Below are 25,969 nucleotides of genomic sequence, written 5' to 3' on the forward strand. Positions count from 1 at the left end.
ACGAATGTAATCGATTTTTGCGTTTCTTGCCACGAAAAAACTAGCTTTCCCCTTTGGCGAAAGGGTTCTTGCTCGAGCGCAGTTCGATACGTAATGGAGTTCCGACTAATGAAAAAGTTTCACGAAAATGCTTTTCCAGATAGCGCTTGTAGTTTGCGTCAATGGCTTCCAAAGAGTTGCCATGGATAACGACAATCGGCGGATTCTGTCCACCCTGATGGGCATAACGCAGTTTCGGCCTTACGCTACCCTTGCGGCGCGGCTGCTGATGCTCGACCGCCTCGGCCAAGGCTCGCGTCAGCTTCGGTGTCGGCAGTTTTGCCATTGCGGCGGCATACGCTGCATCAACCGACTTCATCAAGGGACCAATTCCGGTGGATTTCAATGCTGAAATGAAATGGAACTTGGCGAAGGACAGGAAATTCAGTTTCCGTTCCAGATCCATCTTGATCTGATCACGTTTGTCCGAATTCAATCCATCCCATTTATTGACCCCCACGACCAATGCCCTGCCGGACTCCAGAATGAATCCCGCGATGTGGGCATCCTGTTCCGATACATCCTGCTGAGCATCAATCAGGAGCACCACCACATTCGCCTCGGAAATCGATTGCAGTGTTTTGACGACCGAAAATTTTTCGATCGCCTCGAACACTTTTCCTCGGCGCCGTATGCCAGCCGTATCGATCAGAGAATATTGCTTGCCGTCGCGCTCGAAAGGAATTTCAATCGAATCGCGTGTCGTGCCAGGCATATCGAATGCGATCACGCGCTCTTCACCGAGCAAGGTATTAACCAGCGTCGATTTGCCCACGTTCGGGCGGCCGACGATGGCGATCCTGATCCCTTTGCCGGGAGCCTCGTCAGGAATTTCCTCGACAGCCGGCCGCTGTGCTGCAACCGAGTCAAGCGCCTCACCGACCAGGTCCGCTACTCCATCGCCATGAGCGGCAGAAATTACATATGGATCGCCGAGACCTAGTTCATAGAAATCCGCGGTGACCGCGGTGTATCTCATGCCCTCCGCTTTGTTGACCACTAGCATCACAGGACGCCCGGATTTTCGCAAAAAGTCCGTAATGGTCTTGTCATGCGGCGTCAGGCCCTGACGTCCGTCAACGATGAACAGGACCACATCCGCTTCAGCCACGGCCTGCCTGGTCTGCTTGGCCATTTCATGCATGATGCCTTCTTTGGCGACCGGCTCGAAACCGCCGGTATCAATCACGAGAAATGGCCGTTCCCCAATGCGTCCCTCACCGTAATGGCGGTCACGCGTCAGCCCCGGCATATCAGCGACGAGCGCATCCCGCGACCGGGTCAGCCGGTTGAATAAGGTAGATTTGCCGACATTCGGTCGGCCTACAAGTGCAATTACCGGCTTCATCAACTTATTACTCGGTCGTCAGAGCGACCAGTTTTCCTGCCTGGGTTTGAAAGATCAGATTGGAACCGGCAATCAAGGGCGAAGCCGGGATAATGGGACTGCCATCCGTACGGGCACGAGCAAGAAACGAACCATCTTCGCGGGAAAGGAAATGGACAAATCCCTGCATATCACCGACTACGACCGCACGTCCAAAGGAAACCGGCACCGACAAACGGCGGTTTGCCAATTTATCGTTCCGCCATACGCCGGTGCCTGTATCCCGGGTGAAAGCATTGACGGCGCCTCGGTCATCGGGAACGAATACAAAGCGTTCATCGACGGCCAGACCAACATCGCTGGAAAGCTCCCTTGCCCAGCGCGGCGTGCCGGTAACTGCATCAAAGCAGGCAACGCGCCCCTGATAGGCAACTGCACATACATCCCGGCCTGCCGCAACGGGCGCACCGGACACGTCTGCAATGCGTTCTAGCTCCGTCGTGCCGCGCGGATCCCCAACGGCAGCCTCCCAGCGCGCGCCTCCGTTGGAAAGCGCCAAGGCCACCAATCTGCCACCCGGCAGCGCAACAAAGGCGCTCGGGCCTGCAATTGCGATTCCCGGCGCAGTCCGCAAGGTCAGGGGCGGAGTGCTTCGTTGCACCACCCAGCGGCGTGTTCCGGTGTCTGCATCATAGGCAGCGATGCGATTGTCGACGCTGCGCACAATGACCAGCCCTTGCCCGACTGCCGGTGCAGACAGGATTTCGCTGGAGGCCTGGGCTTTCCAGCGTAATTTCCCCTCGGCGTCGAACGCCAGCAGCACTCCCTTCTCACCGGCTACGGCGACGGTAAGGCCATCGCTGCCCACTCCCGCAGAAAGTCGCGTACCGGCATTGATGCGCCAGATTTCATTTCCGCTGGCGGGATCCACGCGAATCAATGTCCCATCCGCACCGGCAGCAAACAGGTTGCCGTTGGCAAACGCTGGAGAAAAGGTAAATGCCCTGGCCTTGGCAACCGGAACAGTCCATGCAGTGCGTACTGCAAGTGTCGGCTTGAAATCGACCAACGGGGCAGGAGGATTACGCTCTTTATCGGCAAAGGGATTCAGCGATGACAACGCCGAACAGCCACCGAGCAGGACGGACATGCCTATCCATGCGAGTTTTACCGCAGTACGCATCTATTCCCCTTCCCTGACGATCAGCCTACGGATTTTGCAGAAGTTCCGCCGATGGCATCCAGCTTCAACTGGATCAATTGACGGGCCGGATCATTCGTATCGGATTTATCCAGCGCCAGTTGATATGCGGACCGGGCTTCCTGCACCTTGTTCTGCGCAACCAGAATATCGCCCTTCCGGTCTGCGACAGCGCCTGCAAACGCCGCAGGGACGTCGCCAGAAAGTACCTTCAGGGCTTCATCGTAGGCTTTCTCATCAAGCAGCACGCCTGCGAGCCGGATCCTTGCAATCGCCTTGTATTCTTCATCGCGGCCATTGCTGACGACCCATTGCAACTGCGCTCTAGCGACTTTCAGGTCGTTCGCATCGAAGGCGGATTTGGCAGCCGCCAGCGCGCCCATTTCTGCATAGGCAGTACGACCGAACTTGTCGGTCAGGTCCGTCGCTGCGCGCTGCACTTTAGCAGCGTCTTTTGCCGTGACCGCTTTCTGCAGTTCCTCGTACAACTGCCCGGCTTGCGCTGCCTGGTTGCGCAGATAGTAATTCCATCCGGACCATCCGGCATAAGCGGCGAGCACGATGATCAGGACCCAGCTGATCAGGTTGCCGTACCGATTCCACCATGCCTTCAAGCTAGCCAGTTGTTCCTGTTCTTCGTGATCGTATGCCATGTTGATGCCTTCAGTGATGATGTTCAGGATGATCGCAATCGTCGCCGCAAGTAATCTGGTCAACGATGTAATCCACCACGGTATCGAATGCGACGCTGTGTTGATTGTTTTCAGTATCGGCCGAGCGCATGGCCTTCACGGTCGCCACGCCCTTGGCAACTTCATCTTCCCCAAGGATGACCGCAAAGCTGGCACCACTGCCATCGGCTCGCTTCATTTGGGATTTGAAGCTACCGCCTCCGCCCGCCGCCGCGCAATGTAGCACGACATCCAGTCCGGCATCCCGCAAGCGCTCAGCGATGACGAAAGCATGCATCTGCGCCTCATTCCCCTGGTGCACGATATAGACATCGCATTGGTTCGGCGCGAAATGATCGCCGTTTGCTTTCATCAGTTCCAGCAGACGTTCGACGCCCATCGCAAAACCGCATGCCGGAGTGGGCTTGCCGCCGAACATTTCGATCAGCGGATCATAGCGCCCGCCACCGCACACCGTTCCCTGGGAGCCCAGCTGATCGGTGACCCACTCAAATACAGTGCGGTTGTAATAGTCCATGCCGCGGACCAGGCGCGGATTGATGGAAAACGGGATATTGTTGTGCCGCAGGATCTTCTGCACGCCTTCAAAATGAGCGCGCGATTCTTCGCCGAGATAGTCGAGCAGCTTGGGCGCCCCGTTGACCATTTCCTGCATGGTCGGATTCTTGGTATCCAGAATACGCAAGGGATTGGAATACAGGCGGCGCTGCGCATCCGTATCCAGAACGTCCTTGTGGCGCTCGAAATACGCAACCAGGTCAGCGCGATGCCGGTTGCGCTCGTCCGCATTGCCGATCGAGTTGAGTTCGAGCCGAACATCCCGCAGGCCGAGGTCATCCCAGAGCCGCTGGCACAACATGATCAGTTCAGCATCGATGTCCGGCCCGGTAAACCCGAGTGCTTCGGCGCCGACCTGATGGAACTGACGATAGCGGCCGCGCTGCGGACGTTCATGACGGAACATCGGACCAGCGTACCAGAGGCGCTTGGGGCCATCGTAGGTGAGATTATGTTCCAGCGCGGCGCGCACCACGCCAGCCGTGCTTTCCGGGCGCAGCGTGAGCTGGTCGCCATTCATCGAATCGACGAAGGAATACATTTCCTTTTCGACGATATCGGTCACTTCTCCGAGGCCGCGCGCGAACAATGCCGTCGGCTCGACGATGGGCGTGCGGATCTGCTGGTAGCCGTAGCTCTTCAGCACGGACTGCACCGTGTTCTCGAACAGTTCCCACAAAGGCGCATCGGCGGGAAGAATGTCATTCATTCCCTTCACGCCGGCGATCTTTTCTACTCTCTTGTTTTCTGACATTCTCTTCTGAGGACAGGCACGCGGGCGCGATCAGACCGCCGCCTTCTCTTTTCCATAACGGGTTTTCACATAGTCCAGCACGATGGCCTGGAATTCCTCTGCGATGCGCTCGCCGCGCAGGGTCACTTTTTTCTCGCCATCCACGAATACCGGTGCCGCAGGCGATTCGCCAGTTCCCGGAAGGCTGATGCCGATGTTGGCGTGTTTCGATTCCCCCGGTCCGTTGACGATGCACCCCATCACGGCGACATTCATGTTTTCCACGCCAGGGTATTGCTTTTTCCAGACCGGCATCTGGTCGCGCAGGTAGGTCTGGATCTTGTCCGCCAGATCCTGGAACACGGTCGATGTGGTACGACCGCAGCCAGGGCAGGCAATGACCATGGGCGCAAACTTGCGCAAGCCCATGGTCTGCAAAATTTCCTGGGCCACCACGACTTCCCTGGTGCGGTCGCCTCCGGGTTCCGGCGTGAGCGAAATGCGGATCGTGTCGCCAATTCCTTCCTGCAGCAAGACGGCCAGCGCGGCCGTCGATGCCACGATGCCCTTGCTGCCCATGCCCGCCTCGGTCAGACCGAGATGGAGCGGATAGTCGCAACGACGAGCAAGCTCGCGGTAAACGGCAATCAGGTCCTGTACGCCAGAGACCTTGCATGACAGGATGATGCGGTCGCCGCGCAGCCCCAATTCCTCCGCGCGCTGCGCATTTTCGATCGCCGACGTTACCAGGGCTTCGTACATGACCGCTTGCGCATCCCACGGCTGCGACCGCCGCGCATTTTCATCCATGATGCGCGCCAGCAGCGCCTGGTCGAGGCTGCCCCAATTGACGCCAATGCGCACCGGCTTTTCGTACCTGCACGCCGCTTCAATCATTTGCGCGAACTGGGTATCGCGCTTGGCACCCTGCCCGACGTTTCCGGGATTGATCCTGTATTTGGACAGCGCCTTCGCGCACTCCGGAAAATCATTCAGCAATTTGTGACCGTTGTAGTGGAAGTCGCCCACCAGCGGCACATCAACGCCCATCCGGTCCAGCTGTTCCCGAATCGCCGGCACAGCAGCGGCCGCTTCAGGATTGTTGACGGTGATACGCACCATTTCCGAACCTGCGCGCGCAAGGTCCTTTACCTGGATCGCCGTACCGATGGCATCTGCAGTGTCGGTATTGGTCATGGACTGGACAACCACCGGCGCACTGCCACCAATGACAATCTCGCGATCCTGGTAACGAACTGCCACCTGGCGCGTCACATGACGGGTGAGCGGTCCGGATACGATCGGGGCATCGGTTGTAGGCTTGTTCATGATCATTTCAGGTCCAGTCGGACCACGTTGCTCTTTGTCCCTGTTTTCAACGCGAGTGGCGCACCACGCCAAGTTGCATCTACCCCCGCGGCATTGCCGATTACCAGGGATACCGGGCCGGAAATCTTGACTGTTTCGGTCGAGCCTGCCTTGGCCAGCCGAGCAAGTAGATATTTCCCATCAGCACGCTTGATTTCTACCCACGAATCCTCTCGGAAATTCAGTACGAGCGCATCCTTTGCAACTGCTGCATCGTCACGCCCCGGAGCATTTTCCTCCTTGACGGGACTGTTTGCAGCATCGGACGACGAAGATGGAACTGGCGTCTCGGGTGTTGAGCGCGCAGGCTGCACGACAGTGCTGGCCACGTTCTGCTCGTCATCCGCATGCGGCTGCAATGGAGGCGGTGTCTCCGCAAGCGTTTCCGCTGCGCTTTCCGGAGCAGATGGCGCCGGCTGGATTCTCTCCTTCCCTTTTACAAAAGCCAGAGCCCTTTCTGCCTGGGTCGAGATGGCCACCGGAATGGCAGACAGTTCCCCGCGATTCAAGAACGCCGCCAGCGCGACAAGCACAATGACAAGCACCAGAACTTCCGCCTTCCAGTACCTCGTAAAGCTGCGCTCCTCCATGGGAGAGCCGAAACGCGGTTCCTGGAATGGCGTATCCAGGGCGCTCCGCTTCGGAGTCGGATCACTCGCCGCGGTCGGTTCACCCGGAAGTGCGGCGAGCAAAGGCGTCGGATCGAGCTTGAGGAGCTTCGCATAGGCGCGCATGAAACCGCGCGTGATTGCCATTCCGGGCAACGCAGCGTAGTCGTCGGCCTCAAGCGCTTGCACCTGCCTTACGGCAAGGTTGAGTTGGCCGGCAACGTCTTCAACCGTCCAGCCCTTCGACTCGCGGAGTGCAGCAAGCTGTGCACCCGGGCTCTGGGCCGGGGCCTCCGGCTCTTGCGACGCCGCCTCTGCCCCCGTCAGTTCGCTCGCTTCCAAATCCTTATTCATCAAATGCTCCACGCTGGTAAGTCGCGTATTCACGTGAATTGGGGTGTCGCCTGCGCAGCTGGGTTGCAAGGCTGGTCTCGGTCAAGCCATCCCCCTGCTTATGCGCGGTCCTGATCGCAAGCCACAGCACTTCCGGAGTCATGATCTCCGATTTCAGCACGCGATTGATATAAAAGCGCGCCCTCTCATAATCACGTCGCTCGTAATAAATCTTCGCGAGATTGGTATTCGTGACCGAATTGGCTGGATCGAGTTGAAATGCCCGGCTCAAATACTGCTCTGCGGCCGCCATGTTCTTCAGCTTCAGGGAGCAAACGCCTGCATTGTTCAAGGCCTTGGCCGGAGACTGATAGGCACGGTTCTTCAGCACGGCCTCGAAATAATCGATCGACTGCCGCTCACGCCCGGTCTGACACAAGAACCAGCCGTAATTGTTATTGAAATCCGGGTTATTCGGCATTAGTTTGAGCGCCTGCTGAAAGCTCTCTTCCGCCAGCCTGTTCTCGCCCATGTCCATGTAGATCAAGCCGCGCATGCTGTGTGCGTCGGCCGAGTCCGGGTCTGCCTGCAGCGCCTTCTTGACTTCATCGAGAGCAATTTCCAGTTGATGTTGCTCGTAGTAGCCTACCGCCAATCGCAGGCGAATGCGGGCAAGCTTCTGATTTTCCGTCTGGTCGGAACTGGTTTTCAACTCGCCTTGCGAGCCAGCCGATGGATAGGATGCACATCCTCCCAGCAGCACGAAAGAACAGACCGCAGCAACTGCCAAGCCTTGCCGGATTTTCCTCACCTAGGCACCTCCACAATACGCCCGAAATTCTTTCCGAATTTTTTCTGATATTCCGCCATTTTTTGCATCCGCTCCTGCACACGCGTGCGGTCCTGTACTTCGCCCGCAAGCTGCCCGCAAGCTGCATCGATATCGTCACCCCGGGTTTTTCGGATGGTCGTGACAATGCCGGCATCCATCAGGATCTGGGCAAATGCCTTGATGCGCGGATTCTTGGATCGGGTCAAGCCCGACTCCGGGAATGGATTGAAGGGAATCAGGTTGAATTTGCACGGAACTGTATTCTCCCCGCCCTGTACCAATTCCACCAACTCGCGAGCATGGGCGTCGGTGTCGTTCACGCCATCGAGCATGCAATATTCAAAGGTAATGAAGTCGCGCGGCGCGAATTCCAGGTACCGCTTGCAAGCCGCCATCAATTCGGAGAGTGGGTATTTCCGGTTCAAGGGCACCAGCCCATCGCGCAACGCGTCGTTGGAGGCGTGCAGCGATACTGCCAGCGCGACCGGGCATTCCTGGGCCAGTCTGTCGATCATGGGCACCACGCCGCTGGTGGAAACCGTGACGCGCCGCCGTGACAGCCCGTAGGCGTTGTCGTCGAGCATGAGCCGCAATGCGGTGACCGTTGGCTCGAAATTCAGCAGGGGTTCGCCCATGCCCATCATCACCACATTGGTGATCTGACGCTCACCCTTGGGCCCAGGCTCGATGCCCTTGGACTTGCGCAGCTCGAATTCCGCCATCCAGAGCTGGCCGATGATTTCACCGACTGTCAGATTGCGACTGAATCCCTGCTTGCCGGTAGAGCAGAAACGGCAGTTGACTGCGCAGCCGGCTTGAGTCGAGATGCACAGCGTGCCCCGGTTCTCTTCAGGGATGAAGACGGTTTCGACCGCGTTACCCTGTCCGACATCAAGCAGCCATTTGCGTGTGCCATCGGCCGAGGTGTGGTCGCTGATCACCGCCGGAGCGGCAATCGTCGCGCGGGTCTTTAATTTCTCGCGCAGTGATTTGGCAAGATCCGACATCGCGTCAAAATCGCTGACGCCGAATTGATGAATCCAGCGCTGAAGCTGTTTGGCGCGAAACGGTTTCTCACCCAACTCGCCGCAATAGGCAACGAGTTGTGCGGGATCGAGGTCCAGCAAATTGGTGAGAGACGTCATAGCAATATTTCATCAAGCCATTCATCCTTGAAGCAACATACTGCGCACAAGGAGAATGGCAATTCAATCAGCGGGAATAAACATTCAATGCCGGGAAGAAATAGGCAATTTCAACCTTGGCAGTTTCGGGGGCATCCGAGCCATGGACCGCGTTGGCATCGATGGAGTCGGCAAAATCGGCACGGATAGTGCCTTTCTCCGCTTTCTTCGGATCGGTGGCGCCCATCAGTTCACGGTTTTTGGCGATCGCATTTTCGCCTTCCAGAACTTGCACCATCACCGGCCCGGAAATCATGAAATCCACCAGGTCCTTGAAGAACGGACGTTCGCGATGCACGGCATAAAAGCCTTCTGCTTCAGCACGCGACAGTTGCGCCATACGGGCGGCCACGATTTTCAGTCCTGCATTTTCAAAGCGGGAATAGATCTGACCAATCACATTTTTTGCGACAGCATCAGGCTTGATGATTGACAGGGTGCGTTCGATTGCCATCTGTAAAAACTCCAATAAAAATAAAGGGTTAAGATAAGGAATGAAGAATTAAACTAACCTTCTATTCTAGCATGAAACACCTTCCGTACGGCAGGGAACCGAAATCCACCATCCGGAGATTCGGAACCCCGGCATGCTCCCGCTGCTCTGACGTGGAAGTGGTCATGTTATTCTTTCGGAACGCAATCTTCTCGTAAAACCTCGGATTGGAGGCCCAATATGGACCAAAACCTGCAGCGTGCCTACGGCACAAGCACTGAATCGCTCGTCGTACGCAACCGGGTACTGCGCAATACCTACTGGCTGCTCGCGATCTCGATGATTCCCACGATCCTGGGCGCCTGGCTTGGGGTGCAGTTCAGGTTCTCTTTCTTCCAGGGGAGCCCTGTTGTCGGATTCATGCTTTTCCTTGCGATTGCATTCGGATTCTTCTATGCGATCGAAAAAACGAAAAATTCCGGACTGGGCGTCGCTATCCTGCTTGGCTTCACCTTCTTCATGGGGCTGATGCTGTCCCGTCTGATCGGCCACATCCTTGGCTTCACGAACGGTGCGGCGCTCATCATGACGGCGTTTGGGGGAACGGCTGGAATACTGGGCGTGATGGCCACGATCGCCACCGTTTCGAAGCGGGATTTTTCCGGACTCGGGAAATGGCTGTTCGCCGGCGTGCTAGTGATCCTGGCGGCTGCCCTGGCAAATATCTTCCTGCAATTGCCGGCGCTGTACCTCGTCGTATCGATCATGGCGATCGCCATCTTTTCCGCCTACATCCTGTTCGACGTGCAGCAAATCATCAATGGTGGAGAAACCAACTACATTTCCGCCACGCTGAACATCTATCTGGACGTCTACAACATTTTCGCCAATCTGCTGGCCCTGCTCGGCATTTTTGGCGGCAGCCGCGATTGAAGCGATTGAAGCTCTAGAGAGGTAAAAAAAGCCGGCCCGCGGGCCGGCTTTTTTGTTTCCAGGCTCGGCTAATTTGCCAGTTCGAATACCGCAATCGATTCCACGTGGGCCGTGTGCGGAAACATGTTGACCACGCCCGCCTGTTTCAGGACATATCCTCCCAAATGGACTAGCACGCCGGCATCGCGCGCCAGCGTCGCCGGATTGCAGGACACATAGACAATGCGTCTCGGCTTCATGTCAGGATGCGCTTCCCCCAGACCCACGACGGCCTGACACACTGCGATCGCACCTTCACGCGGAGGATCGATCAGCAAACGGTCGAATTTTCCGAGCGCGACCAGGTCTTCGGTCGTCGCTTCGAACAAATTGCGGCAATGGAAGCTGGTCTTTTCCGCCAGGCCGTTGGCCCTGGCATTTTCCAAGGCGCGCTCCGTCAGCGTTGTGCTACCTTCAATGCCGACCACTTCGCGTGCCTGAGTCGCGAGCGGCAGCGTGAAATTCCCGAGACCGCAGAACAGGTCTGCCACCCGTTCGTCCGGCTGCACTTGCAACAAGCGCAAGGCGCGCGCCACCAGCACTCGGTTGATATGGTGATTCACTTGGGTAAAGTCGGTCGGCTTGAACGGCATCCTGATGCCGAATTCGGGCAAGGTGTAAGCCAGCTCAACATCAATCGGATAAAAGGGGTGGACAGTATCCGGCCCTTTGGGCTGCAGCCACCACTGGATCTGGTATTCGTCCGCAAACGCCCTCAGCTTGTCCTGATCCTCCTCTGTCAGCGGCGCCATGATCCGTAACACGAGCGCTGTCACCTTGTCGCCGACGGCCAGTTCAATCTGCGGCATCTGCTCAAAAATGGTGAGCGATTCCACGAGGCGTCGCAGCGGCACCAGCATCGCCGAAACATGCGGGGGCAGGATTTCGCAGGTCTCCATGTCGGCGATGAAAGAGGATTTCCGCTCATGAAAGCCGACCAGCACGCCGCCCTTCTTCCTGACATTGCGCACTGACAGTCGTGCGCGGTAACGGTATCCCCAAGTGGGGCCATGGATCGGGCGCAGGATAGTCTCCGCGCGCACCTTTCCGATGTGCCAGAGGTTGTCTTCCAGCACCCGCTGCTTGATCGCGACCTGCGCTCCCGCTTCCAGGTGCTGCATCGCGCAGCCGCCACAGATACCAAAGTGCCGGCACTGGGGCTTGGCCCGCAGCGAAGACTCGCTGTGCAATTGCGTCAGGACGGCAGCCTCCCATTTTGGCTTCCTGCGGAACGACTCGAAGCTGACACGTTCGCCAGGCAGCGCTCCCTCCACAAAAATCACCTTGCCTTGCGTGCCGTCTTCGTTCTGCAGATGGCCCACGCCTCTGCCTTCCATGTCCAGGGATTTGATTTCGATGATGTCGTGCTGCATAAGGATATGAATTGCCGGAGCGGCGTTCGTCCGGGTCCGGGTATGAAAAAGAAAATTCTCGCCGTGAATTCAGGGCCGAGCTTGCGGCTGCCAGGCAGCCAGATATTCCTTCCAGTGGGCCCCATCGAGTGCGGAAAGCGAGGATCGCACCAGGTCGATCTCCGCGTCATACGCAGCGCGTGTCAGGGCGCCACGCATGAGCTGGTAGCGGCAATAGACGAGGTAGGTATTGACGACGTCAGTTTCGCAGTAATTGCGGATTTCTTCGAGCCGCCCTTCCTGGAACAGGGGCCATACCTGCGATCCGTCCACGCCCAGCTTGCCGGGAAAGCCGCACAGTTTGGCAAGTTCATCCAGCGGGGCATTTGCGCGGCCCGTATAAAGCGCAAGCATATCCATCAAATCAAGATGACGGGTATGAAAACGGTTCAGGTAATTGTTCCACTTGAAGTCGCGGTCGTCGTCGCCCATTTCCCAGTAGCGCGACGCGCACACGCCGTTGACCATGGCACGGTAATGCAGGACCGGCAGATCGAAGCCGCCTCCATTCCACGAAATGAGCTGCGGGGTGTACTTGTCAATGATACGAAAGAAGTCTTGTACCAGCTTCCCTTCCTGGTCCTGCAGGCTTCCCAGAGAACGCACGCGAAAGCCCTCGTCATCGCGGAAGACGCAGGAAATCGCCGCGACACAATGCAGGTGATGCTGCAAGAATTCCGATCCCGTCCTTTCACGGCGCGCGTCGAATGCAAGCGCAGCAACTTCGCTATCCGTCATGGATTCCGGATGCCCGTTCAAGGCGCGCAAGCCAGCAACATCGGGAATCGTCTCGATGTCGAATACCAGTACCGGAATCACAACAAGGCATCCTTTCCGACTCCGCGCGCGGTCAGTGCGCGCTTGAGCTTGACCAGGGCTTCCTGCTGGATCTGCCTGACGCGCTCCCTTGTGACGCTCATTTCTGCCGCCAGTTCTTCGAGGGTGGCCGGATCGTCGTTATCAAGGCCGAAGCGCCGGATCACCACGAGGCGCTGCTTGTCCGGCAATTTCTTCAGCCAGTCACGCACCAGCACCGTCATCTCATGCGTCTCCGCACGGGAATCCGGCGAGTCGTCGGAATCACCAGGCAGCATGTCCATCAGGCTGGCCTGCGGATCATTGTCGAGCGGCGCGTCGAGCGACGTCGCATGTTCGGACAAGGCGAGAATGTCCTGCACGTCTTCCACCGGCCGATCCACCAGATGCGCGATGTCCTCCACGCTGGCGTCCTTGCCGTCATGGTGCTGTGCCTCCAGGTGATACTTGGCGCGCAGGATCTGATTCAATTCGCGAACCATGTGTACCGGCAGCCGCACGGTGCGCGCCTGGTTCATGATGGCGCGCTCGATGCTCTGCCGGATCCACCAGGTCGCATAGGTAGAAAAACGGAAGCCGCGCTCCGGCTCGAATTTGTCGATCGCACGCATCAATCCGAGATTGCCTTCCTCGATCAAATCCAGCAGCACCACACCGCGGTTGATGTAATGCTTGGCGATCGATACCACCAGGCGCAGATTGTGCTCAATCATCTTCTGCCGGGCTTCGAAATCACCCTGCTTCGCCAAGGTGGCGAAACGGATCTCCTCTTCGGCCGACAGCAGAGGGCGAGCCCCAATCTGGTTCAGGTAATGCTGCGTGGTGTCGGTGGACAGTTCAGCCGCAAGCACCGTCTTCAATTCATCCACCGGGTCGACCGTGGCCACGTTGGGATCGGCGGGGTCGACTTCGCGCAAGTCGTCAATCAGCGCAGCCCCTGTTTCCTCCGCGCTGCCAAGCGACATGTCGTCGGACAGGTCGTCCGAAGGCGTTTCATCTTCCAGAGGCTCTCGGTGGTTGCGTGTCATTTAACGATCCGGCAGATATTTCGAGGGATCAACCGGCTTGCCTTGCTGGCGAATCTCGAAATGGAGTTTCACAGCGTCAGTGTCGGAATTTCCCATTTCGGCAATTTTTTGCCCTTTGCTGACGGTTTGACCCTCTTTCACCAGGATGGTTTTGTTATGCGCATAAGCGGACAACAGATTATTGGAGTGTCTTAAAATCACCAAATTTCCGTACCCGCGCACGCTGCTGGCGTACATCACCTTTCCCGCACCTGCTGCCAGCACCGGCTGCCCGATTTTTCCGGCAATATCGATGCCCTTCTTGCCTTCGCTAAAGGCGCTGACGACCTTGCCTTCGGTTGGCCATACCCAGCTGAGTCCCTCGGTATCGGCATTGGAAGCAGGAGGCGTTTCCGGTCCTTTTTCCGACGCTTTTGGCTCCTCGCCCTTGTGCGCATCCGGCTTGATCGATGCGACCTGCGACGAGTTGGTGGTGTCGGGCTTTTGCAGCTCTGCCAGCGACTTTTCCGAATATGGACGCTTGTCGCCGCGTGGAACACTCTTATTGGGGGCGCTGGCATGGGCGGCTGCGCCCGCAGCCCCCAGAGGCCTCACCTCTACTCCAGAATTTGTGGAAACGCTGCCCACCTGAGTGCCGCCCGCGCCAATTCCCGGCTCGGGAGGCGCAACCCGCAACATCTGGTCGACCTTGATGTCGTTCGGATCTGCCAGATTGTTCCACGCAACCAGGTCGCGATAGTTTTGGCCGAACTCGAGCGCGATCTGGATCAGCGTATCGCCTTTCCTGACGATGTAATAACCACGTTCGGCCTGCTTGGCTGGTGCCTGCGCTGTCGAACCGGCTGCCGATCGTGCAGTGGAAGTCCGGTCCACGACTGGCGCAGGATGGCGTGGTGTCATGCAGGCCGCAATTAGGCTAGACAACATCGCGACGGATACTAAACGTGCTGTTTTCATTCTCATGCAATCAATTATCTTGTGGCGGCAGCGATGCCCGATCAGAAGTGGAGCGATGTCAGATCACGCCGGAGCGCAGCGGCACAAAATGGCAATCTTCCAGTGTGGCCGTCGTCCACTCGAATTTGCTGACTCGTTCGATCAATTGAAGCACTTGATGCTGCGCACCTACTGGCGCGACCAGTCTTCCCCCGATACTCATTTGCTCCAACAGGGTCTGCGGGACTTCCATTCCGGCGGCGGCCAGAATGATACCGTCGAATGGCGCCACCTGGGGAAGTCCAAGCATACCATCTCCATAGTGCAAGCGAATATTGGCAATGCGCAGCGGCCTCAAGTTGGCCTTTGCCAATTCATGCAAGGGCTTGATGCGTTCAATCGAATACACCTCTTTCGCGACCAGCGACAGGACGGCTGCCTGGTAGCCGCAGCCCGTGCCGATCTCAAGTACGCGGTTCAGCGTTCCGCCATTGCCGTTATCGCGCATGACTTCAATCATGCGCGCCACAATATAGGGTTGTGAAATCGTCTGGTGATGCCCGATCGGCAAGGAGGCGTCGATATAGGCTTGACTGGCAAGCGCCGGTTCCACGAAGAGGTGGCGCGGCACGGCTTCCATGGCCGCCAGTACTTTCGCATCCTTGACTCCCTGCTTCGCGACGCGAGCCACCATCGCCTTCCGGACTGCATCGGATACCAGCGATGCCGAACGATCAGCCGGTGGTCCAGGGGGATTGATCCGTGGCTCGGTCGATGTTGCCAGATTCGCGCCGGAGGCAGCACGGCTTAGATTTTGCAATGCATTCTGCGTCGCGGTTTGCGGTGTCGCAATCTTGACGATAGCGGAGAGTTTTTCCGGCACCGTCTTTGGGGCTTTTTCAACAACAGCAGACAATGACAGCGGAAAACGCTTGCTCTTGCCAGTCATAGCAATCCCCTCCTGAGCGCATCCAGTTGTTCCCTATGTGTCAGATCCATCTGCAAAGGCGTTATTGATACATAGCCATGCGCCACCGCATGAAAATCGGTACCTTCTCCGGCATCTTTCGCTGCTCCCGAAGGGCCGATCCAGAAGATCTCGCGGCCGTGAGGATCCTGAGTTTTGATGACCGGTTCGGATGGATGCCTTTTGCCCAGTCGGGTTGCCACCATGCCCTTGATCTCGTTGTATGGCAAGCTTGGAATATTGACGTTAAGTAAATACGGCTTGCTCAGCAATTCCGCCTTATGCTCGACAATGTCTCGCGCCACTCGTGCCGCCGCATCCAGGTGCGCCCATCCCTTCTCCACCTGGGAAAATGCGATTGCCGGAACGCCGAACAGAAATCCTTCGGTTGCAGCGGCCACCGTTCCTGAATACAGGGTGTCATCTCCCATGTTCTGGCCCTGGTTGATGCCAGAAACCACAAGGTCTGGCTTGAATGCGAGTCCGCCGGTCAAGGCCACGTGCACGCAATCGGATGGTGTGCCATCGACGAAATAGGCGCCGCTTTCCGATCGATAAACCGACAAGGGCCGGTTAAGTGTCAAGGAATTCGAACTGCCGGACCGATTGCTGTCCGGTGCGACGACCACAATATCTGCAATCGGAGCAAGGGCATTGGCCAGAGCAATGATTCCAGGCGCCAGATAGCCGTCGTCGTTACTGACAAGAATTTTCATAAGGCGCGATTTTACCCGAAGCAAACTTTGCTTCTCATCTGAGTCCGACCATTTTGAGGCATAATCGTAAATTCAAACGACCGTTCGTTTTTCCAAATAAAGAGGAGACTTCATGAAAGCCATCGTTTGCAAGACTTGGGGACCGCCCGATTCGCTTCGAGTCGAAGATTTGCCCGATGTGGTTCCCGGCCCAGGCCAAGTCTCCATCGATGTCCAGGCAGCAGGCGTCAACTTCCCCGACGTGCTCATCATCCAGAACAAGTACCAGTTCAAGCCTGAACTGCCCTTTACCCCGGGGAGCGAACTTGCAGGCGTGGTGCGCGCGGTGGGCGAAGGCGTGACGCAATTCAAGGCGGGCGATAAAGTGATTGCCTTCGTCAGCACAGGCGCGTTTGCGCAGCAAATCGCCGCCCCGGTCCAGGCCCTGATGCCGATGCCGCCAGGTCTCGATTTCGATACCGCCGCCGCCGTCACCCTCACTTACGGCACGTCGCACCATGCTGTGGTCGACCGGGCGCAGTTAAAGGCCGGCGAAACCATGCTGGTGCTCGGCGCGGCCGGCGGAGTGGGTCTAGCGGCAATCGAGATCGGCAAGGCACTGGGCGCACGCGTGATCGCCGCCGCCTCGACCGACGAGAAGCTCGAAGTGTGCAAAGCCCATGGCGCCGACGCGACGATCAACTACAGCACACAAGACTTGCGCGAGGCGATCAAGGCCGCGACCGAAGGCAAAGGCCCCGATGTGATCTACGACCCGGTCGGCGGCGTCTATGCCGAACCGGCATTCCGCTCCATCGCGTGGCGCGGACGCTACCTGGTGATTGGCTTTGCCAATGGCGAGATTCCCAAGCTGCCCTTGAATCTTCCGCTGCTCAAAGGCGCTTCGCTAGTTGGCGTATTCTGGGGCGAATTTGCCCGGCGCGAGCCGAAGGCCAATCTGGCCGCGATGCGCGAGCTGATGGGCTGGATGGCCGAAGGCAAGATCAGGCCGCATATCTCGCACCGCTACGCCCTGGCTGAGACGCCGCAAGCCCTGAACGACATGGCGGCGCGCAAAGTCACCGGCAAGGTCGTCATCCAGCCGCAGAGATAATCAAGGGCTCAACCCTTCGAAACGCCCTTGTTCCCGCTGCGGAGCAAGGGCGTTTTCATTCCGCCTCGCGCGGGGAGAAGAATGCCTTCGCCACTTCCGCATCCCTCGTCCGCTTGAATGGCGGCAGGCTCTGCCAGATGCGCCTCCCATACGGCTTGGAGATCAGGCGGGGATCGCAGATCATCAGGACGCCGCGGTCGCTCTCGTCCCGGATCAGCCGCCCTGCTCCCTGCTTCAGATTGATGATCGCTGCCGGCAACTGGTGATGGACGAAGCCGTTCAATCCCTTCTTTTCCAGTGCCTCAATGCGCGCGGCCAGCACCGGATCATCCGGCGGCGAAAATGGCAGTTTGTCGATGATTACCAGGGACAGCGCCTCTCCCCGCACATCCACGCCTTCCCAAAAACTCTGGCTTCCGATCAGCACCGCATTGCCGGCGGCGCGAAAGCGATCAAGCAATTCGGTACGTCCTGCCTCACCCTGCACCATCAGCGGAAAAGGCAGCTTGCGCTTTTCGAATTCCTCGCGCAGGCGTTCCGCGGCGCGATTCACGGCGCGCAGCGTCGTGCACAGCAGGAAGGCACGGCCGCCAGACGCCTCGATCATAGGCAAGGCGGCATCGATGACTGCATCGGTATAGTCATAGGAATTTGGTTCCGGAAGATTGTCCGGCACATAGAGCAAACCCTGTTGCCCGTAGTCGAACGGACTGGGCCATGCCTGCGCCGGCTCGTTCCACAAGCCCATCTGCGATGCGTAATGGTTGAAATCGTTTTTGACCGCGAGCGTCGCCGAAGTGAATATCCACGCACGTGGCGCACCTTCGCGCTGCTTGCTGAAAATCGGCGCAATCGATAGCGGTGTCTGGTGCAATTGCAGGGAAGATGTAAATGCCTCGATCCAGAACACCCGGTCCTGGCCCGCCGCGGAACTGCCATCCTCGCCTGCCGCATTCCATTTTTCAAGCTTGGCAACGATATCGACAGCGCGCGTCCGGCATTGCTCGATGGTTTCCGCACGCTCTGCCTGCTTTTCCAGGACAGCAACCATGCCTTCCAGTTCATCCTTCAGCTTTTCCAAGGCAGGAAAGAACGGACTGGATGGGGCAATCTGATTGACGGCGAGACGCACCAGGTCCTGCGGAAAGGCCAGACGCAGATCCCGTGCCGCACGTTCCACCGGAGCGACGACTTTCGGCCACTCCGCGCCATCCCGCGCATGCGCCAGGCCTTCCGCCAGGACGTCGCGACACAGTTCCAGCACTTGCGACGTCGAGACGGTTTCTCCGAAAAACAGCGTGGCGGTTTCCGGCAGTTGATGTGCTTCGTCGAAGATGATCGTATTCGCAGACGGAAGCAACTCGGCCACACCGGTGTCCTTGAGAGCCACATCGGCAAAGAACAAATGGTGATTGACCACCACGACATCGGCCTGCTGTGCCTCGCGGCGCGCCTTCATGACGAAACAGTCCTGGTAGTACTGGCATTCCGCACCGAGGCAGGTATCGCGGGTGGAGGTAACGAGATTCCATACCGTTGCCGACTCCGGCACCTTCGACAGTTCCGCCTTGTCGCCGGTCATCGTGGTCTTCACGAAGCGCGATATTTCCCGCAAATAGCCCACATCTTCCCGCGCAGTGAGCCTCCCATTCTGCAATGTCCGTTCAAGGTGGAAATGGCAGACGTAATTGGCTCTTCCCTTCAGCAGGGACACGGAAACCGGCGCATGGAGCGCCTTGCGCACGGTAGGAATATCGCGCAGGTAAAGCTGATCCTGGAGGTTCTTGGTGCCGGTCGAGACGATCACCTTGCCGCCCCAGAGAAGCGCAGGCACCAGATAGGCAAACGTCTTGCCGGTCCCGGTGCCCGCCTCGGCGATCAGGGTCTTTTGCTGTGCGATTGCATTCGCGATCGCCTTGGCCATTTCGGTTTGTGACTGCCGTGGCCGAAAGCCTGCGACTGCCTGACTCAAGGCGCCATTTACGCCAAACAGTTGCTCGATATCGCCATCATGTGTGGCCGGTACAGGTGAAATAGAAGCGTTTTCGGTCAAAGCGTCGACAATCTTGGAAGGATGCTATACATACCCATACGGGGAGGATTTCAGGCAGGAACGTCGGGCACGAGTTGCATCTTCAGCAATGTGATATGGTCCTTCAGCTGCAGCTTGCGCTTTTTCAGGCGCCGCAACTGCAATTCGTCATGCAGAGGATCGCGCGCGAGCACTTCGATCACCATGTCCAGATCACGGTGTTCGACTTCGAGTTCGACGATGCGTCGCCGTATCTCTTCCTGATCGACCATAATTCGTTAAGGAAGGCTATTTATGAGATATTGTAGGACCGCTCGGGCTGGTGTAAAACCGTCACTACGCCCTTCGCACGTTTCCCGGTCACTGCAGTGCAAATTGCCTTTCCAGTGCCGGCATACAATTCGCACAAGGCTCGCCGCTTCAACCAAGCAAGTGGCTCGCAGCCTTTCAAAGCTCTCCCGGTTCTCGGCGCAGGATTATCGGATTAATGTAACAAAAGCCAACAAAGCGGATGTTGAAATTTTCCACATGCAATAATCCGTCGCCAGCCAGAAGTGTAATCCACCCGGACTTATGAGCCAATACAAGATAGAGGCAGCGACAGGCCAGCATATTGGCGATCGGCAAGAACAGCAGGATCGCGTTGCCCTGTTCGCTTCCCCGCGCGCTCCCGGCTACATGATGGCTGTCGTCGCAGACGGCATGGGTGGATTGAGCGGCGGCACCCTGGCTGCGGAGCAGGTCATCAGTACCGCGAAGCAGGCATTCGAGGGATTCTCTCCCAAGACGGACAGCGTCGAAGCCATGCTGACATCGATCGTGCAGGAAGCCCATACCGTCATCAAGCTTACTGCCATTTCCTCAGACAAGAAGCCGCACAGCACGATGGTCGCGTTGGTGCTGACCCCCGAAAAGAGCGCCTACTGGGTACATGTCGGCGATTCGCGCCTGTATCGCTTCCAGGGGGCAAACTGTATGGAGCGCACGGCCGATCATTCCTACACCGCTCAGCTTGCGCAGGAAGGGAAGCTGAGCCGCAAGCAAGCGGAAAATCATCCGCTGTCGAACATGCTGGTCAACATGCTCGGCTCCGATTACATCGAGCCGCAAGCCAGTCTGGGCCGTCATGATCAGCTCAAGGCGGGGGATGCATTCCTGCTCTGCTCGGACGGTCTCTGGCACTACTTTTCGGATGCCGAATTAGGGGTCGCGGTGGCGATGAATTCGCCGCGCCACGCATCGGAGATGCTGATCAACAAAGCGCGCGAACGTGCGACCGGCACGTCCGCGGATAACTGCACACTAGCGATTGTCAGGCTGGTCGAGGCGCCGGAAGAAGCCGCAAGCGCCGCTGCCAGAAAAACCCGCCGAACAAGTTGATCCTCGAGCGCCGTCAGGCCTCCCCGACAGTCTGGCCCGTACACCGGTCGTCATGGATTGCGTGCAGCTTCCTTGTCAGCCCGCTTCTTGTTCTTCTCCGCCTTCCTTGCTTCCACTTCCCGCTGGTGTTCCTGAATCTTGCGGATCTTTCTTTCATAGGCGGCGACATTTTCCGCGCGCTTCTTTGCCTCCGCGGCCACATGGTCAGGATCAGGTTCCGGCATTGATTTGTGGGCGCGGCTATGCTGCGGCTTGCTTGGTTCCTGGCCCCTTTCCTTGGCATCAGTCTCGGTAGCGGCACCTTTTCCTGCTTCAGACGGACCGGGGGCAGAATCGGTCCGCGCAGAATTTCCGCTCTGGTCCAACGGATTCGCTCCCCCATCCTGTGCCTGTCGGTTGGCCAGTGCCTGATCGCGTGCATCTACCTTGGCCTGGCGCTTGAAAGCATTGGCTTCGATTTCCACCGGACGTATCCGCGCAAAGGCAGCACGCCGCCTTTCCTTGGCATCGTCAATGCATGCGCTCGCAAAGAAGCGCCCGTAGCAGGCACGTTCCTCCTGGGTGTAGCGCTCCTTGACCGCAGCGCGCGCCTTGCCCGCTTCCGCCAGCGCCTGGTCTGCGGATTCGACGGTACGGATCGAGCCTGCTGGATAAGCCGATGCGACCCTCGCGGCAGGATCGGCATTTTGTGCCATTGCAGATGACAAGAGCAGTAAGGCGGCGATGGCCGCGACAGCGCCCGGCAATTTACGTTGGCCGGAAAGACGTGCCGTGTCGGGGCTTAGCAATAAGTTCATCATGCCAGTCTGTCCGCGATGTCGCGGCGCTCGGATTCCATGTATTCGGACGATTGCATCTCGATGATTCGCGAAACCGTTCGGTGAAACTCGTTTGAAAGCGTGCCCTCAGTATACAGTTCATCCGGCTCCACTTCGGCCGACATCAGCAGCTTTACCCTGTGGTCGTACAACACATCGATCAGCCAGGTAAAACGGCGTGCTTCGGACGACATGGCCGCCGACATGCGGGGCACGCCCGACAGGATGACGGTATGGAACAGGCTGGAAATCTCAAGATAGTCATTCTGCGAGCGCGGCCCGCCGCACAAGGTGGCGAAATCGAACCAGACCACACTGCCCGCGCGCCGCAAGGCCCTGATCTCGCGCGCTTCGATATGTATGCGCGGATCTTCGTCTTCGGTCTCCGCAAGCTTGGAAAACGCGGCGCGCAGCGCACGGTCGGATTCCGCATTCAATGGCGTATGATAGGCCGCCACCTGTTGCAAGACCCTCTTCCTGTAATCGATCCCGGCGTCGATGTTCATCACGTCCAGCTTCTCCTTCAGCAGAGCAATCGTCGGGAGCATGCGGTCCCGATGCAGCCCTTCCGGGTACAGCCCGTCCGGATGATAGTTGGACGTCATGATGAATGACACACCGTTGTCGAACAATGCCTTCAGGAGGTTGTAGAGGATCATTGCATCGGCGATATCCGACACATGGAATTCGTCGAAGCAGATCAGGCGATACTTCCTTGCCACACGTCGTGCAACTTCATCCAGCGGATCGGCGCGCCCCTTCAGTTCGTCCAGCTGGTGATGCACTTCACGCATGAATTCATGGAAGTGCAAGCGCGTCTTGCGCACCACCGGCACGACCGAATAGAAGCTATCCATCAGAAAGGACTTGCCGCGCCCGACGCCGCCCCACATATAGACGCCGCGCGGCACCTCCGGACGGCTGATCAGGCGCATCAGCTTGCTGGACCGCTGGGACTTGAAACGCACCCAATCGTCGTATGCCTGCTGCAAGCGTTCCACTGCCGCGCGCTGCGCCGGATCGGCCTTGAAACCGCGCTCCGACAGCGCATGTTCGTAATACTCCCGGACGTTCATGTCGTTCTGCTCGTTTGTTGAATTCTTGCTTTTCAGCTCTGCTGAGTGAGCTGCATGAAGTGCATGTCGCCGATCAGGCCAAGGACGAAAAAATGGGCGAGACTGCGCTCGCCCATGGAATTGCTGATCTCCGACAAAGCAGCTCGATCCAGCTTCTGATCCGGTTGATTTGCTGTTGCCGATCGGCGGCTTACTGCGAATTCATTTCGATCGTCACGCGCGAAGGATAGCCTCCGCCACCCAGCCGCACCGGCACGCTCAAGCCCACACCCACGCCCACATTGCCGCCGCCACCGCCTACGCCCAGGCCAACGCTCGATCCATACGCACCGGAGGGGCGGAAAATCATTTCGGACGTGCGGTAGCCTTCCTTGTTGCAAACGACATGCAGGTCGCCATTCGCCGGCCCCACCGCTACCGAACCAGGCGTCGTGACGGCCCAGTTGCCGCTGTTGGTGCTCACGCTGCAACTGGCACCCGGAATCGCCTGCCCCTTGCTCGCCGTGTCGACCTCGACAATGCCACCCGATCCTGTCGTTGCGCAAGCTGCAAGTGCAATCGGCAACGCCAGGATCAGGGTGCGCATGTCCGACTCCTCAGAAATTGAGCGAGCGCTTGTCAACCGCGAGCGCCGCTTCCTTGGTCGCTTCAGCCAGCGAAGGATGAGCGTGGCAGATGCGCGCGATGTCTTCTGCCGATGCCCGGAATTCCATGGCCACGACAGCTTCGGAAATCAGTTCGGACACCATGGGGCCTACCATGTGCACGCCCAGGATTTCATCCGTCTTCGCATCCGCCAGGAATTTGACCATGCCGGAAGTGTCACCGAGCGCGCGGGCACGTCCGTTGGCCATGAAGGGGAAGGTGCCAGCCTTGTAGGCGACGCCTTCGGCTTTCAACTGCTGCTCGGTCTTGCCGACCCAGGCAATTTCCGGAGAAGTATAGATGACCCAGGGAATCGTGTTGAAGTTGACATGCCCATGCTGGCCGGCGATGCGCTCGGCAACCGCGACACCCTCTTCTTCTGCCTTGTGGGCCAGCATCGGGCCGCGCACTACGTCGCCCACCGCCCATACGTTCGGAAGATTCGTCCGGCAATCCCCATCGACAGAAATGAAGCCACGATCGTCCAGCTTCAATCCAATTCCTTCGGCATTCAAGCCGTTGGTGTTCGGCACCCGTCCAATGGAAACGATCAGCTTGTCAAACACCGCCTTTTGGGCATTGCCCTTCTCGTCGGTGTATTCCACGCTGACATTGTTCTGCCCAGGCGTGATTGCACCGATCTTGACGCCAAGCTGGATCGCCAGACCCTGCTTGGTCAGCAGCTTGTGCGCTTCCTTGGCGATCTGCTCATCGACTGCGCCGAGGAAGGTCGGCAAGGCTTCCAGAACCGTCACTTCGGCACCGAGACGGCGCCACACGCTGCCCATTTCCAGGCCAATCACGCCGGCACCGATGATGCCCAGCTTCTTCGGCACGGCCTCGATGGACAGGGCGCCGTCATTCGACAGCACCAGCTTTTCATCGAAGGCAACATCGGACAAGGCGCGCGCGTTCGAACCCGTCGCAACGATGACGTGCTTGCCGCTGATGGTTTCTTCGCCCGCCCCGGCAATCTTGATCTCGTATCCGCCGTCGGAGCTCTTCACGAAAGAACCGCGACCATGGAAAAAGCTGACCTTGTTCTTCTTGAACAGGTACAGAATGCCGTCGTTGTTCTGCTTCACGACGGTGTTTTTGCGTGCCAGCATCTTGCCAACATTCAGGCCAAGGTTCTTGACCTCGATACCGTGTTCGGCAAATCCATGCCCTGCATGCTCGTAATATTCCGACGATTGCAGCAGTGCTTTCGAGGGAATGCATCCGACATTGGTGCAGGTGCCGCCCGGTGCCGGGCCGCCCTTCTCGTTTTTCCATTCGTCGATACACGCCGTGCTGAAACCCAATTGCGCAGCGCGAATGGCCGCCACATAGCCACCGGGTCCGGCACCGATGACGATTACATCAAAATTTTTAGACATATCCTGGCCTGAAAACCGCAATTCTCTAGGGATACCGGCTGCGGCGACGAATTGTGCCGCAGCCTGGGCGCTTTACTTACAGATCCAGCAACAGACGGGCCGGATCTTCCAGCGCTTCTTTCATCGCGACCAGACCCAGTACGGCTTCGCGGCCATCGATGATGCGGTGGTCGTAAGACATGGCGAGGAAGTTGATCGGACGGATCACGATCTGACCCTTCTCAACGACAGGACGCTCCTTGGTCGCATGCACGCCGAGAATCGCCGATTGGGGAGGATTGATGATCGGTGTCGACAGCATCGAACCGAACACGCCACCATTGGAAATAGAGAAGGTGCCGCCCGTGAGTTCTTCCAGCGTCAGCTTGCCGTCCTTGGCTTTCGCGCCGAACTCTGCGATCTTCTTCTCGATTTCGGCGATAGTCATCTGATCCGCATCGCGCAGGATAGGCACTACCAGGCCGCGCGGCGAACCGACGGCGATACCGATATCGAAGTAACCGTGGTAGACGATATCGTTGCCATCTACCGAAGCGTTCAGGATCGGGTACTTCTTCAGCGCAGCGACTGCCGCCTTGACGAAGAAGGACATGAAGCCAAGCTTGACGCCGTGCTCCTTCTCGAACTTGTCCTTGTACTTGTTGCGCAGGTCCATGACCGGCTGCATATTGACTTCGTTGAAGGTCGTCAGGATGGCATTGGTGGACTGGGATTGCAGCAAGCGCTCGGCGATGCGGGCACGCAGGCGGCTCATCGGCACCCGCTCTTCCGGTCGGTTGGCAAGGCCTTTCAGGTTCACCGGCGCAGCCACTTGTTGCAGTGCAGGTTTTGCCGCAGGTGCGGGAATGGGAGCAGGCGCTGCCTTGTTTTCCAGTGCGGTGATGACATCGCCCTTGAGAATGCGGCCATCCTTGCCGCTGCCAGCAACCTGACCCGCTGCGAGATTATTATCAGCCAGCATTTTCGCGGCAGCCGGCATGGCAACAGGAGATCCTGCGTTCGATGCAGTCACTTCAGCAGTTACCGGTGCGGCGGCCTTTGCCGCAGCTGCCACGGGAGCCGCGGCGGCGGCAGGAGCGGCCGCACCAGCCTTGGCTTCGGTATCGATCTTCGCGATCACTTCGCCCGCGACAACGGTGCTGCCATCGCCCTTGATGACTTCGGTAATGACACCGCTATCCGGTGCCGGCAACTCAAGCACCACCTTGTCCGTCTCGATGTCGATCAGGTTCTCGTCGCGGGTGACTGCATCGCCCACCTTCTTATGCCACTGCAGCAGCGTCGCCTCGGCGACGGATTCGGACAACTGCGGGACTTTTACTTCAAGTATTGCCATGTAACGCTCCGTTTCGGGTTGTTCGGGCGGCATGCCAGCTTCTGACATGCCGTCG

General features: G+C 58.1%; 25 protein-coding genes. 3 read left to right on the forward strand and 22 right to left on the reverse strand.

Going from position 1 to position 25,969, the window contains the following annotated elements; translation table 11 throughout:
• Positions 1-40: 40 nt before the first annotated feature.
• The 9 genes from der to ndk all read right to left on the reverse strand — a co-directional run bounded on the left by der (position 41) and on the right by ndk (position 9,329).
• On the reverse strand, positions 41-1,387 hold the full coding sequence (der, locus tag HGHM_RS09240) for a ribosome biogenesis GTPase Der (protein WP_019141242.1): 1,347 nt from the start codon (positions 1,385-1,387) through the stop codon (positions 41-43).
• A 7-nt stretch (positions 1,388-1,394) separates the two neighbouring features.
• Complete coding sequence (bamB, locus tag HGHM_RS09245) at positions 1,395-2,549, reverse strand: outer membrane protein assembly factor BamB (protein ID WP_019141243.1); 1,155 nt, start codon at positions 2,547-2,549, stop codon at positions 1,395-1,397.
• Positions 2,550-2,569: 20 nt separating this feature from the next.
• Positions 2,570-3,220 (reverse strand): YfgM family protein, encoded by a 651-nt coding sequence (locus tag HGHM_RS09250; protein ID WP_019141244.1) that lies wholly within the window; start codon positions 3,218-3,220, stop codon positions 2,570-2,572.
• 10 nt (positions 3,221-3,230) lie between these two features.
• On the reverse strand, positions 3,231-4,571 hold the full coding sequence (hisS, locus tag HGHM_RS09255) for a histidine--tRNA ligase (protein ID WP_019141245.1): 1,341 nt from the start codon (positions 4,569-4,571) through the stop codon (positions 3,231-3,233).
• Positions 4,572-4,601: 30 nt separating this feature from the next.
• Positions 4,602-5,879 (reverse strand): flavodoxin-dependent (E)-4-hydroxy-3-methylbut-2-enyl-diphosphate synthase, encoded by a 1,278-nt coding sequence (ispG, locus tag HGHM_RS09260; protein ID WP_019141246.1) that lies wholly within the window; start codon positions 5,877-5,879, stop codon positions 4,602-4,604.
• A gap of 2 nt (positions 5,880-5,881) precedes the next feature.
• Entirely contained in the window at positions 5,882-6,880 is a 999-nt protein-coding gene (locus tag HGHM_RS09265; protein WP_026075855.1) for a RodZ domain-containing protein, read from the reverse strand.
• Complete coding sequence (gene pilW / locus HGHM_RS09270) at positions 6,873-7,649, reverse strand: type IV pilus biogenesis/stability protein PilW (RefSeq protein ID WP_019141248.1); 777 nt, start codon at positions 7,647-7,649, stop codon at positions 6,873-6,875. Before pilW ends, HGHM_RS09265 begins: the two co-directional genes overlap by 8 nt.
• A 17-nt stretch (positions 7,650-7,666) precedes the next feature.
• Positions 7,667-8,836, reverse strand: coding sequence for a 23S rRNA (adenine(2503)-C(2))-methyltransferase RlmN (gene rlmN / locus HGHM_RS09275; RefSeq protein WP_019141249.1), 1,170 nt, complete (start codon positions 8,834-8,836; stop codon positions 7,667-7,669).
• Positions 8,837-8,903: 67 nt separating this feature from the next.
• Positions 8,904-9,329, reverse strand: coding sequence for a nucleoside-diphosphate kinase (ndk, locus tag HGHM_RS09280; protein ID WP_019141250.1), 426 nt, complete (start codon positions 9,327-9,329; stop codon positions 8,904-8,906).
• Between the two features lie 219 nt (positions 9,330-9,548).
• Here ndk and HGHM_RS09285 point away from each other — a divergent pair, with 219 nt between their 5' ends.
• On the forward strand, positions 9,549-10,241 hold the full coding sequence (locus tag HGHM_RS09285; protein WP_019141251.1) for a Bax inhibitor-1/YccA family protein: 693 nt from the start codon (positions 9,549-9,551) through the stop codon (positions 10,239-10,241).
• Positions 10,242-10,309: 68 nt separating this feature from the next.
• Here the strand turns inward: HGHM_RS09285 and rlmD are convergent, their stop codons facing one another.
• From rlmD to surE, 6 genes are all read right to left on the reverse strand, one after another.
• Positions 10,310-11,653 carry a 23S rRNA (uracil(1939)-C(5))-methyltransferase RlmD gene (rlmD, locus tag HGHM_RS09290; protein ID WP_019141252.1) on the reverse strand — a complete coding sequence of 448 codons (1,344 nt, stop codon included), beginning with the start codon at positions 11,651-11,653 and terminating at the stop codon, positions 10,310-10,312.
• 69 nt (positions 11,654-11,722) lie between these two features.
• Positions 11,723-12,511 carry a 3'-5' exonuclease gene (locus tag HGHM_RS09295; RefSeq protein WP_019141253.1) on the reverse strand — a complete coding sequence of 263 codons (789 nt, stop codon included), beginning with the start codon at positions 12,509-12,511 and terminating at the stop codon, positions 11,723-11,725.
• Complete coding sequence (gene rpoS / locus HGHM_RS09300) at positions 12,508-13,536, reverse strand: RNA polymerase sigma factor RpoS (protein WP_019141254.1); 1,029 nt, start codon at positions 13,534-13,536, stop codon at positions 12,508-12,510. The genes HGHM_RS09295 and rpoS overlap by 4 nt, the downstream gene beginning before the upstream one ends.
• Positions 13,537-14,493 carry a peptidoglycan DD-metalloendopeptidase family protein gene (locus HGHM_RS09305; protein WP_026075856.1) on the reverse strand — a complete coding sequence of 319 codons (957 nt, stop codon included), beginning with the start codon at positions 14,491-14,493 and terminating at the stop codon, positions 13,537-13,539. It lies immediately after the preceding gene.
• Between the two features lie 58 nt (positions 14,494-14,551).
• A complete protein-coding gene (locus HGHM_RS09310; RefSeq protein WP_019141256.1) occupies positions 14,552-15,421 on the reverse strand; it encodes a protein-L-isoaspartate(D-aspartate) O-methyltransferase in 870 nt (289 codons plus the stop codon).
• The gene (gene surE, locus HGHM_RS09315) at positions 15,418-16,155 is read right to left on the reverse strand and encodes a 5'/3'-nucleotidase SurE (RefSeq protein ID WP_019141257.1); all 738 of its coding nucleotides are present in this window, start codon (positions 16,153-16,155) and stop codon (positions 15,418-15,420) included. The genes HGHM_RS09310 and surE overlap by 4 nt, the downstream gene beginning before the upstream one ends.
• Before the next feature lie 112 nt (positions 16,156-16,267).
• Between surE and HGHM_RS09320 the strand changes: the two genes are divergently transcribed.
• On the forward strand, positions 16,268-17,248 hold the full coding sequence (locus HGHM_RS09320; RefSeq protein ID WP_019141258.1) for an NADPH:quinone oxidoreductase family protein: 981 nt from the start codon (positions 16,268-16,270) through the stop codon (positions 17,246-17,248).
• A 55-nt stretch (positions 17,249-17,303) separates the two neighbouring features.
• Here HGHM_RS09320 and HGHM_RS09325 read toward each other — a convergent pair whose 3' ends face one another.
• Complete coding sequence (locus HGHM_RS09325) at positions 17,304-19,301, reverse strand: ATP-dependent DNA helicase (protein WP_026075857.1); 1,998 nt, start codon at positions 19,299-19,301, stop codon at positions 17,304-17,306.
• 50 nt (positions 19,302-19,351) lie between these two features.
• The gene (locus HGHM_RS09330; RefSeq protein WP_019141260.1) at positions 19,352-19,552 is read right to left on the reverse strand and encodes a YdcH family protein; all 201 of its coding nucleotides are present in this window, start codon (positions 19,550-19,552) and stop codon (positions 19,352-19,354) included.
• A 301-nt stretch (positions 19,553-19,853) separates the two neighbouring features.
• On the opposite strand from HGHM_RS09330, the gene HGHM_RS09335 reads away from it, so the two are divergent.
• The gene (locus HGHM_RS09335) at positions 19,854-20,660 is read left to right on the forward strand and encodes a PP2C family protein-serine/threonine phosphatase (RefSeq protein WP_019141261.1); all 807 of its coding nucleotides are present in this window, start codon (positions 19,854-19,856) and stop codon (positions 20,658-20,660) included.
• A 50-nt stretch (positions 20,661-20,710) separates the two neighbouring features.
• Here HGHM_RS09335 and HGHM_RS21075 read toward each other — a convergent pair whose 3' ends face one another.
• From HGHM_RS21075 to odhB, 5 genes are all read right to left on the reverse strand, one after another.
• Entirely contained in the window at positions 20,711-21,460 is a 750-nt protein-coding gene (locus HGHM_RS21075; protein ID WP_019141262.1) for a hypothetical protein, read from the reverse strand.
• Complete coding sequence (gene zapE, locus HGHM_RS09345; RefSeq protein ID WP_019141263.1) at positions 21,457-22,554, reverse strand: cell division protein ZapE; 1,098 nt, start codon at positions 22,552-22,554, stop codon at positions 21,457-21,459. The genes HGHM_RS21075 and zapE overlap by 4 nt, the downstream gene beginning before the upstream one ends.
• A 190-nt stretch (positions 22,555-22,744) precedes the next feature.
• Positions 22,745-23,140, reverse strand: a complete 396-nt coding sequence (locus tag HGHM_RS09355; protein ID WP_019141265.1) for a hypothetical protein — start codon at positions 23,138-23,140, stop codon at positions 22,745-22,747.
• 10 nt (positions 23,141-23,150) lie between these two features.
• Complete coding sequence (gene lpdA, locus HGHM_RS09360; protein WP_019141266.1) at positions 23,151-24,578, reverse strand: dihydrolipoyl dehydrogenase; 1,428 nt, start codon at positions 24,576-24,578, stop codon at positions 23,151-23,153.
• 76 nt (positions 24,579-24,654) lie between these two features.
• On the reverse strand, positions 24,655-25,914 hold the full coding sequence (gene odhB, locus HGHM_RS09365; RefSeq protein ID WP_026075858.1) for a 2-oxoglutarate dehydrogenase complex dihydrolipoyllysine-residue succinyltransferase: 1,260 nt from the start codon (positions 25,912-25,914) through the stop codon (positions 24,655-24,657).
• Between the last annotated feature and the right edge of the window lie 55 nt (positions 25,915-25,969).

It is taken from the genome of Noviherbaspirillum massiliense JC206, from assembly GCF_000312045.1.
Classification (GTDB): domain Bacteria; phylum Pseudomonadota; class Gammaproteobacteria; order Burkholderiales; family Burkholderiaceae_D; genus Noviherbaspirillum; species Noviherbaspirillum massiliense.

Coding starts and splice junctions, on each gene's coding strand:
- HGHM_RS09310 (WP_019141256.1), bottom strand. CDS start 15,421: ATGACTGGCAAGAGCAAGCGTTTTCCGCTGTCATTGTCTGCTGTTGTT.
- ndk (WP_019141250.1), bottom strand. CDS start 9,329: ATGGCAATCGAACGCACCCTGTCAATCATCAAGCCTGATGCTGTCGCA.
- surE (WP_019141257.1), bottom strand. CDS start 16,155: ATGAAAATTCTTGTCAGTAACGACGACGGCTATCTGGCGCCTGGAATC.
- HGHM_RS09250 (WP_019141244.1), bottom strand. CDS start 3,220: ATGGCATACGATCACGAAGAACAGGAACAACTGGCTAGCTTGAAGGCA.
- lpdA (WP_019141266.1), bottom strand. CDS start 24,578: ATGTCTAAAAATTTTGATGTAATCGTCATCGGTGCCGGACCCGGTGGC.
- hisS (WP_019141245.1), bottom strand. CDS start 4,571: ATGTCAGAAAACAAGAGAGTAGAAAAGATCGCCGGCGTGAAGGGAATG.
- HGHM_RS09335 (WP_019141261.1), top strand. CDS start 19,854: ATGAGCCAATACAAGATAGAGGCAGCGACAGGCCAGCATATTGGCGAT.
- HGHM_RS09285 (WP_019141251.1), top strand. CDS start 9,549: ATGGACCAAAACCTGCAGCGTGCCTACGGCACAAGCACTGAATCGCTC.
- rlmD (WP_019141252.1), bottom strand. CDS start 11,653: ATGCAGCACGACATCATCGAAATCAAATCCCTGGACATGGAAGGCAGA.
- ispG (WP_019141246.1), bottom strand. CDS start 5,879: ATGAACAAGCCTACAACCGATGCCCCGATCGTATCCGGACCGCTCACC.
- rlmN (WP_019141249.1), bottom strand. CDS start 8,836: ATGACGTCTCTCACCAATTTGCTGGACCTCGATCCCGCACAACTCGTT.
- zapE (WP_019141263.1), bottom strand. CDS start 22,554: ATGAACGTCCGGGAGTATTACGAACATGCGCTGTCGGAGCGCGGTTTC.
- HGHM_RS09265 (WP_026075855.1), bottom strand. CDS start 6,880: ATGAATAAGGATTTGGAAGCGAGCGAACTGACGGGGGCAGAGGCGGCG.
- HGHM_RS21075 (WP_019141262.1), bottom strand. CDS start 21,460: ATGATGAACTTATTGCTAAGCCCCGACACGGCACGTCTTTCCGGCCAA.
- rpoS (WP_019141254.1), bottom strand. CDS start 13,536: ATGACACGCAACCACCGAGAGCCTCTGGAAGATGAAACGCCTTCGGAC.
- HGHM_RS09355 (WP_019141265.1), bottom strand. CDS start 23,140: ATGCGCACCCTGATCCTGGCGTTGCCGATTGCACTTGCAGCTTGCGCA.
- bamB (WP_019141243.1), bottom strand. CDS start 2,549: ATGCGTACTGCGGTAAAACTCGCATGGATAGGCATGTCCGTCCTGCTC.
- odhB (WP_026075858.1), bottom strand. CDS start 25,914: ATGGCAATACTTGAAGTAAAAGTCCCGCAGTTGTCCGAATCCGTCGCC.
- HGHM_RS09320 (WP_019141258.1), top strand. CDS start 16,268: ATGAAAGCCATCGTTTGCAAGACTTGGGGACCGCCCGATTCGCTTCGA.
- HGHM_RS09305 (WP_026075856.1), bottom strand. CDS start 14,493: ATGAAAACAGCACGTTTAGTATCCGTCGCGATGTTGTCTAGCCTAATT.
- HGHM_RS09330 (WP_019141260.1), bottom strand. CDS start 19,552: ATGGTCGATCAGGAAGAGATACGGCGACGCATCGTCGAACTCGAAGTC.
- der (WP_019141242.1), bottom strand. CDS start 1,387: ATGAAGCCGGTAATTGCACTTGTAGGCCGACCGAATGTCGGCAAATCT.